At 68.7% G+C, this 6,937-nt stretch carries 11 protein-coding genes and 1 pseudogene; 4 read left to right on the top strand and 8 right to left on the bottom strand.

The features are described from left to right. Positions 1 to 269: 269 nt before the first annotated feature. The 4 genes from KBY96_RS14300 to KBY96_RS14285 all read right to left on the bottom strand — a co-directional run bounded on the left by KBY96_RS14300 (position 270) and on the right by KBY96_RS14285 (position 2,149). Positions 270 to 653: an AbrB family transcriptional regulator gene (locus KBY96_RS14300; protein ID WP_254980202.1), complete on the bottom strand. Its 384-nt coding sequence runs from the start codon at positions 651 to 653 to the stop codon at positions 270 to 272. A 370-nt stretch (positions 654 to 1,023) separates the two neighbouring features. Further along, positions 1,024 to 1,470, bottom strand: a complete 447-nt coding sequence (locus tag KBY96_RS14295) for a type II toxin-antitoxin system VapC family toxin (RefSeq protein WP_254980201.1) — start codon at positions 1,468 to 1,470, stop codon at positions 1,024 to 1,026. Further along, entirely contained in the window at positions 1,470 to 1,691 is a 222-nt protein-coding gene (locus tag KBY96_RS14290) for a type II toxin-antitoxin system Phd/YefM family antitoxin (RefSeq protein ID WP_254980200.1), read from the bottom strand. Before KBY96_RS14290 ends, KBY96_RS14295 begins: the two co-directional genes overlap by 1 nt. A gap of 161 nt (positions 1,692 to 1,852) precedes the next feature. Next, positions 1,853 to 2,149, bottom strand: a complete 297-nt coding sequence (locus KBY96_RS14285; RefSeq protein WP_254980199.1) for a DUF4326 domain-containing protein — start codon at positions 2,147 to 2,149, stop codon at positions 1,853 to 1,855. A gap of 394 nt (positions 2,150 to 2,543) precedes the next feature. Here KBY96_RS14285 and KBY96_RS14280 point away from each other — a divergent pair, with 394 nt between their 5' ends. Beyond that, positions 2,544 to 3,794, top strand: a complete 1,251-nt coding sequence (locus tag KBY96_RS14280; RefSeq protein ID WP_254980198.1) for a site-specific integrase — start codon at positions 2,544 to 2,546, stop codon at positions 3,792 to 3,794. On the opposite strand, the gene KBY96_RS14275 is transcribed toward KBY96_RS14280, so the two are convergent. From KBY96_RS14275 to KBY96_RS14260, 4 genes are all read right to left on the bottom strand, one after another. Beyond that, the gene (locus KBY96_RS14275; protein WP_254980197.1) at positions 3,767 to 4,027 is read right to left on the bottom strand and encodes a helix-turn-helix domain-containing protein; all 261 of its coding nucleotides are present in this window, start codon (positions 4,025 to 4,027) and stop codon (positions 3,767 to 3,769) included. The genes KBY96_RS14280 and KBY96_RS14275 overlap by 28 nt on opposite strands. Positions 4,028 to 4,031: 4 nt before the next feature. Continuing rightward, a complete protein-coding gene (locus KBY96_RS14270; protein ID WP_254980196.1) occupies positions 4,032 to 4,223 on the bottom strand; it encodes a hypothetical protein in 192 nt (63 codons plus the stop codon). After that, positions 4,220 to 4,705, bottom strand: a complete 486-nt coding sequence (locus tag KBY96_RS14265) for a hypothetical protein (protein WP_254980195.1) — start codon at positions 4,703 to 4,705, stop codon at positions 4,220 to 4,222. The genes KBY96_RS14270 and KBY96_RS14265 overlap by 4 nt, the downstream gene beginning before the upstream one ends. Before the next feature lie 122 nt (positions 4,706 to 4,827). Continuing rightward, positions 4,828 to 5,526: a hypothetical protein gene (locus tag KBY96_RS14260; protein ID WP_254980194.1), complete on the bottom strand. Its 699-nt coding sequence runs from the start codon at positions 5,524 to 5,526 to the stop codon at positions 4,828 to 4,830. 78 nt (positions 5,527 to 5,604) lie between these two features. On the opposite strand from KBY96_RS14260, the gene KBY96_RS14255 reads away from it, so the two are divergent. From KBY96_RS14255 to KBY96_RS14250, 3 genes and pseudogenes are all read left to right on the top strand, one after another. Continuing rightward, positions 5,605 to 5,853 (top strand): hypothetical protein, encoded by a 249-nt coding sequence (locus KBY96_RS14255; protein WP_254980192.1) that lies wholly within the window; start codon positions 5,605 to 5,607, stop codon positions 5,851 to 5,853. Further along, positions 5,853 to 6,074, top strand: a pseudogene (locus tag KBY96_RS16575) (helix-turn-helix domain-containing protein); the annotation flags it as partial. The gene KBY96_RS14255 and the pseudogene KBY96_RS16575, both read left to right, overlap by 1 nt. 429 nt (positions 6,075 to 6,503) lie before the next feature. Continuing rightward, complete coding sequence (locus KBY96_RS14250; protein ID WP_254980191.1) at positions 6,504 to 6,917, top strand: hypothetical protein; 414 nt, start codon at positions 6,504 to 6,506, stop codon at positions 6,915 to 6,917. Positions 6,918 to 6,937: the final 20 nt, after the last annotated feature.

The following is a 6,937-nucleotide window of genomic DNA, read 5'->3' as shown; positions in this document are numbered from 1 at the left end:
ATCAGATCGGTTGCAGCAGATGGGGTTTCGAGCGGGGATGCCAACGGTCAGGAGCTGTTCCTGCGCACAAAACCGCAGGCGGCACCTGCGAGCCAGCGCTACTGGGACAGACTTCTAATAGGCCCTGAGAAAACCCCCGTCTGGCGCGGGGGTTCTCCGGAGCTGCCGCGCCAGACGGGCGGCGCTCATGTCGGCGTCGTGGGAACGCGGACGCCTGGTTTCAAGTGTGCTGAAGGTCGCGATCGGGCGACGCCGGCCTTCACGAACGATCACGCCGCCGCCGCTCCGGCCTCGTCCTCGTCGGCAGCCCCGATGGGCATGAGCTTGATCTGTTTGCGGCCGAGCTTGATCTCGAACTCATCGCCGGGCTGGAGGCCCAGCTGGGCGGTGTAGGCCTTGCCCACCAGCAGGTTGCCGTTGAACTGCACCTTGGTTTCATAGCTGAGCTTGCGGCCGGCCTTGCCCCGACCCTGGCCCGTTTCGCCTAGGGTCACGCCCTTGGCTTCCAGCAGGGCTTCATAGAAGGCGGTGAAGTTCAGCCGCTCGCTGCCGTCCTTCTTGCTGCTCACGTAGCCGCACTCGCGCACCAGTTCAGACTTGCTGGCATCGCCAAATTCCTTGACCTTGGCAAGCAGTTCGGGGCCGGTGAGCATGGGATTCGGGAGGGATGTATTGACCTTAACGCATAGCTGAGCCCGTGCAATGGAGCGAATCTGCGCACTGCCGTCTGCATCTGCTGGTGGTGGGCCAAGTAAAGGAGCCGGAACTGGTTGTGGCGCCGGGTCATGGTCCTTCAGCTTGCCCACCACATGCGGGAGCTGGGCCGAGCGCCGCTCTCCCGTATCAACGTCGAGCAGGCTGATCCAGACGGGATCGGGCCGCGATCGGCGATGCCGTCTCGCACGACCCGCGCTGGCTGCATTGGGCCACTGCCTTCTGCTTCTGCTGCATCCCAGCTGAAGAGCGCAAACGCATGATCGCCGGGCTCGACACCGCTTCAGTGGGGGCGCGATCCTGATGCGCTTAATCGCTGCTGGGGCCTTCCCCTGCACCAAGCAACTGAGCGTCCAGCCCCAGCTGTCGGGCCGCCGCCACGAACGGGGCATCCAGGGTGAAGAGGGTGGCGCCACGTCCGCTGGCGATGGCCAGGTGCAGGGCATCGGCTGCCCGCATGGTTGTGGTCCAGCCGCGCAGGCAGGCATTGGCATTGCGGAAGTCCTGGGGCTCCAGTTCCAGCACCAGCAGGCCCGGCACCAGGCTGCGCTCAAAGCCCTGCAGCACCGCCTCAGCCTGGGCCTGGCTCAGGTTCTTGGTGCGCACCTTGAGGCCGAGGGCGGAATGCAGCTCGGTGACACTCCAGCTGCTGATCGCAAGCGGTGCACGGGCCTGCGCCAGAAAAGCGGCCGCGTTGGCCGAGTGTGCCTCCGGCGTCAGCACCGCCAGCAGCACACAGGTGTCGATGTAGAGCATCAGGCGACGGGCTCATCCCGCAACGCCCGGATGGTCTCCACGCCGCTGGTCGGTTGCTCGGGCAGAGAGGCGCGCAGGGCCTCAAGCTGCGGGAGCAGATCACGCACGCGGCAGCGTGGCACCAGCTCGGCGATGGCCTTGCCGCGGCGGGTGATCACCACGGCCTTGCCGGCCTCCACCGCATCCAGAAGGCTGGAGAGCTGGGCCTTGGCCTCTGCCACCGTTACCTGCGCCACAGCCGTTGACCATCTGGGTGACCAACTCTAGGCATGCCACGGAAGGCCGCACGTCGTCGCAGCAGGGCCAAGATGCGGCCGGTCGCCTTTGCTGTCGGTAAGGATCCTGCGCTGGCGCTGCTCGCGCAGGTTGAGGTGGGTGTATGCTATAGCGCTGCTCTACATGGGGCTAATTGCTGTGGCCAGGCGCACCAGCACAGCAGCTCCAGCCGGCCGGCCTGGGCCCGGCCCAGCAGCCGCTCCAGCTCACGGCGCTCTGTGGAGCCCGGAGCTTGCATCCGGGCCCAGAGCCAGCGCCTGTAGCGGGTAATCACCTCGGCGCGGCTGCCATCGCGGCCGAGCTGGAAGGGATTGCCGAGCGGGCTGGGCCGGCCCACATAGGCCTGGCCGGGAAGGGCATAAGAGAGCCGGCCGCGCTGTGCCTTGCCGATCGTGATCTCCATGGCGCCTCCGCCGGTGAACGGCCCGACCCCGCTGCCCCCTGGCGGCGATCCTGAGGGGTGTCCCGGCGGACGAAATGGAAGCGCGTTCGGCAGCCGCGCACGTCCAGCTCGCCCTGCCCGCAGAGGCCGGGCCGGCGGCTGGAGCTTCCGCTGAGCCTGAGCGTTTCGCTTGGTTTTGTGCGCGGTTTGTGCGCACGGCTCAGGGCCAATCCCTGAGAAGTCAGTCGGGGCGACAGGATTCGAACCTGCGACCTAGTGCTCCCAAAGCAAGAGACGGAGCCAGTGGTGATGGGGGATCTCCCGTCAGACCTGGCTTGCTGACTGGCCTTGACCGAGGCTGAACAAGCGGCTGCAGTAAGTTTTGCGCGGATTTTGCGCGGATTCTGTGCCCCGAGTGCGCCGTGCGGAGAGCTGGGAGCTGGCCCTGCGGGTCGCCGTTCGTAAGTCCGCGGCCCGCGGCTGGACCTTGCGAGAGCAGGACGGTTACGCGCGGCTTGAGTTTCGAGGCGCTGAACGCCCCCGCCAGACCGTCGCCCTGCCCTTTCGCTGGAACCAGGAGCAGGTGGGGCCGATCCTGGCCCGGGTGCGCAACATCTACCTGCTGACCCTCGAGGGCCACGCCCTCCAGGAAGCTGCGGCGATCGCCGATGGCAGGGGCCCCAAGCGGCAGGACAGCTGGACGGAGGCTCTGGAGCATTTCCGCCGGCAGAAGCTGGAGCACGGCAATGCGATCAAGCCAGCCAGCTGGGACAGGTACTACGTCCCGGTGCTGGAGCTGGCGGTCCAGCTGCTGGAAGGCCCGAAGCGCCCGCCGGATGCGGCCACGCTGCTGGACGCCTGCCTGCGGGGCTGGCCGCCCGGGAGCCGGATGCGGCAGATCCGTGCCCAGTCGCTGGCCCAGTTCCTGCGCCACTGCGTCGAGCGAGAGCGGTTCCCGGAGGGCTGGCGGCCACCGGCTGATCTGCGGCCGCACATTGGGGTTTCGGCTGCTCAGACCGCTCCGGGTCACCGCAAGGGCGATCCGCTCGGTGACCTGGATGTGCTGCACCTGTTGGATGCGCTTCCCAACGACCCCGCGGGCCGGAGGTGGGCCGACGCGCTCCGCCTGCTGGCGGAACTGGGCCTGCGGCCGATCGAGCTGCAGCACCTGGCGGTGCGCACCGACCCGAGCAGCGGTCAGCCGCTGTGGTGGTGCAGCTACCGCAAGCGCAGCGGCGGGGGTATGACGGCGCCGCGTTGGGTGCATCCGCTGCCCCTGACGGACTGGGACGGTCGGCGGATGGAGTGGCGGCTGCTGGAGCGCTGGCGATCGGGTGAGATCGACCTGCCACCCCTCGGTGGTGGGCCTGGAGCGGCCGATGCGATCGGCACCTACCTCAAGCGGCAGCGGGGCTGGCAGGAGCTGCGCGAGCGCCTGGCATCGCGGGGCGAGCGCGTGGTGCCGTACTCGTTCCGCCACGGCTACAGCCTGCGCGGCCACCAGCTGGGGATCGATCCCGGAAGCGTGGCGCTGAGCATGGGGCATTCCCTCGAGGTGCACCTGCGCAGCTATCCATGGGCTTCGGGCCAGGGCGCAGCGGCTGCCTTTGCCCGGGCCCTCGCCGGCCCCGCCAATGCTCAGCCGGCCACCGCCTCCAGTTCCTGAGCGCTGTGGGCTGTGAGCGCGGCGATCCGCTGCTGCACCCGTTCGACGTGATAGAGCACGGGGCTCCTACCGCTGGGCCATTTGCGCATCCAGTCCTCACCGGCCACCAGCAGGCCCTGGGTGCGCCAGCGGTAGAGGGTTGAGATCGAGACGCTGAGGGCGGCGGCGGCCTGGGGTGCCGTCAGCCAAGGGCCGGGGGGCCAAGGGCCAGTGGTCCAGGGGGAGGGGTGCATGGGCTCAGATGCGGAATTGCTGGGGGTGGCGAGCGGGGTGACGGGAGGCGATCTCCTCGGTGATGGCGAACACCAGCGCCTGGGGGCCGCCGCTGGTGATCAGATCCATCAGGGCCTCCAGGGCATCGCTGGGCAGCTCGCGCAGGTGCAGGGCCACCACCTGGGTGGCCGCATCGGTGACGGGATCGGGGCTCACATCGACTCCTGGCCCCTGAGCAGGGGTGAGTCGGGCTTGAGCGGCGTCGCCTCCTTGATCGTCCAGAAGGGATCGCCGCGCTTCTGGGTGGCTTCGCCCAGCTGTTCGGCCAGCTGCTTGCGCTTCTTGAGCTGCGTCTCCAGCTCCTTGATGGCGGCGGGATAGGTCCACGACGGGCGGCCCTCCTGGCGGTAGAGGGTGTAGCCGCTGACGACGGGCAGGCCCTTCTCGGGCAGCAGGCCGGCCTCCACCAGGGCATCGAGGGCAGTGGTGGCCTGGGCCAGCTGGGCCTTGGCGTGCTCGAGGACGGCCTTGGCCTCGGCGGCGGCGTGGAGCGCCTCAGCGGCCTCCTGCGAGAGCGAAAAGGGCTGTGGCGGCTCCGACGCCGGTGAGGAATCCGCTGGAGCCGGCGAACAGGAGGGCGAGGAGTCGCTGGTGTCGAGGAGATCGCGCAACGCGGCGACGGCAGAAGGGGACGGCATGGGGTTGCTGGCGGGTGAGGCGTGAGCGGGCAAAGGCCGGCAGATGAGGACCGGTCAAGACGGAGTGACCTCCATTAGCGAGGACAAACAGTCTAAGCCCTAGTGACCCCTAATGGCCACTATCAGAAGGGACGCCACTCCCGCAGGTAGGCGGCGAACACCTCCCCCCAGCGCCGCCGGCACTCGGCGGCCGTGTGGGTCTTGATCTCGCACTGCCCCGGCGCGGCCCAGATCGTCAGAGCGCGGCTGATGGGCAGCCGGTAGTGGTGCTCGGCCATGACGATGCCGGCCCCCAGCTGGGGCCTGGTGTCGTACTTCCTGCCCTTGTCCGAGAGGCTCTTGAGGTCGGCGATCCCGTAGCTGCCATCGGGGAAGCGCAGCAGCAGATCGAGGGTTCCGGCGACGTTGCGCTCCAGGTCGTAGAGCATCAGCTCGGCGGCCACCACCTGCACGCAGGCCCAGAGGGGCTCGGCCAGCAGCGGCTCGATCCAGTCGCCGTAGGCGCCGTAGAGCTCGCCGCGGGGATCGACAGGCCGGGAGGCATCCAGGCCCTGGGGCCAGAGGTGCGCTGGCGCCTGCCAGTTGAGGAGGGCGAAGTGCTGCAGGGCGGCGTGGCAGGTGTTGCCGCGTGGCTCCCAGACATCGCGCCAGGCCTCGATCCAGCCCAGGGCGTCCTCGTTCTTGCAGACCTTGGTGATGACGCCGGTGATCGAGACCGGGAACCAGTGGTGGCGATCGGTGAGGCGGTAGGTCCAGGTGCTGTCGTCGCGCTCGATCGGCAGTGGCTGGAGCCAGGCGGAGGTGCTGGTGAGCGTGAGCACGGCCTCCAGGCAACCAACAAACAGACTACCTAACCCAAGCCTCCTGCAAGTAGCGTCAGCAAGTCTGGAGACTGGACGATGGATCACGCGGGGACCCATGCCCTGCCCCGGCCGCTGGAGCCGGAGGCGACGGTGCAGGTCGGCTTCCTGCTGCGCCCCGAGCAGGTGGCCTGGATCAAGGCCCATGCGCGGCGCAATGCCTCGCTGTTCATGCGCCAGCTGCTGGATCAGCAGATGGAGCAGGAGCGGCGTGAAGTGCAGCGGCTGCTGGAGGCGCGCCACCAGCGGCAACAGGAGCCTGCAGAGGTGCCAACAGGCCAGATCTGATGCGGGGCTCCGCCGCAGGTGGCGGCTGGTCGCCGCTGCCGCACCAGCTGCTCGACACCGCCAGCCAGAGCGGCGGCAAGGGCCGCCTGGTGGTGTATCTACTGATCCATCGCCACGGCAACGGCAGCCGGGACGGTTGCTGGGCATCGGCGGCCACCCTGGCAAGGGAGGCCGCGATGAAACGCGACGACGTGTTTGCGGCTCTGCGCTGGCTTGTGGAGCACGGCTGGCTGGCTCGTGAGTCACGACCGGGGCTGCCATCGCTGTATCGCTGCTGCCGCTCACCCGTCCCCCAGAAGGGGGACACCACCCAACAGGGGGACACCCCCGGAAAGGGGGACGGCACCCATCCCCCAACAGGGGGACACCCCAAAAGGGGGGCACCCCCCAGAAGGGGGACACCACCCATCCCCCAAAAGGGGACGGCACCCACCCCCCAAAAGGGGACACAAACAAGATCCCCAGAACAAGAACCCAGGAACAAGATCCCCTCTTCTTCCAGATCTCTTTCCCCGTTGTCTGTCTCTACGGGAGCGGCTGACGCCGCAGAGACAGGGGGGCATGAAGCGCGACAGAGGGAACAGCCGCCGACCGCCGGCCCTGGCCAGACCCAGAGCCAAGCCCATGCCGATGCCGATGCTCTGGCCGCCATGACGGCAGAGGCGGAGGCCTACGACCACTGGGACAAGCAGGCCTGGCATCGGGCCCACCCCGTTCCGCCCCTGGGGCCACCCCCGCCACCGCCGCTGCCGCCCCCGGCCCAGGCGGACCACCTGCCGGTGCCGGTGGGTGCCCTGCCGGTGGAGCTGCAGTGCGTGGCCGATCGGATCGAGGGCTACTGGCTGGCCAAGGGCGGCAGCCGCAGCCGCCAGGCGTTCAGCGCGATGCTCGAGGAGCTCAGCGCGGTGGCTGTCCGCGCCGGCCACCAGGGCGTGAGCCAGCTGCTGCGGCAGGCGACGCAGGCGGGCTGGCCGACGCTGAACGGCCAGGCCTGGCTGTCTCAGCACCGCGAGGAACTGGCGATGGTGAACCGCTCGGCTTACCAGGTATTCCGGGCTCTATAGCGACCAACCACGCCAAGCTC

It is taken from the genome of Cyanobium sp. ATX 6A2 (assembly GCF_024346355.1).
GTDB lineage: Bacteria > Cyanobacteriota > Cyanobacteriia > PCC-6307 > Cyanobiaceae > NIES-981.
This window is presented reverse-complemented; position numbering and strand designations above follow the sequence as displayed.

Coding starts and splice junctions, on each gene's coding strand:
- KBY96_RS14300 (WP_254980202.1), bottom strand. CDS start 653: ATGCTCACCGGCCCCGAACTGCTTGCCAAGGTCAAGGAATTTGGCGAT.
- KBY96_RS14295 (WP_254980201.1), bottom strand. CDS start 1,470: ATGCTCTACATCGACACCTGTGTGCTGCTGGCGGTGCTGACGCCGGAG.
- KBY96_RS14285 (WP_254980199.1), bottom strand. CDS start 2,149: ATGGAGATCACGATCGGCAAGGCACAGCGCGGCCGGCTCTCTTATGCC.
- KBY96_RS14275 (WP_254980197.1), bottom strand. CDS start 4,027: ATGCACCCCTCCCCCTGGACCACTGGCCCTTGGCCCCCCGGCCCTTGG.
- KBY96_RS14265 (WP_254980195.1), bottom strand. CDS start 4,705: ATGCCGTCCCCTTCTGCCGTCGCCGCGTTGCGCGATCTCCTCGACACC.
- KBY96_RS14255 (WP_254980192.1), top strand. CDS start 5,605: ATGGATCACGCGGGGACCCATGCCCTGCCCCGGCCGCTGGAGCCGGAG.
- KBY96_RS14250 (WP_254980191.1), top strand. CDS start 6,504: ATGACGGCAGAGGCGGAGGCCTACGACCACTGGGACAAGCAGGCCTGG.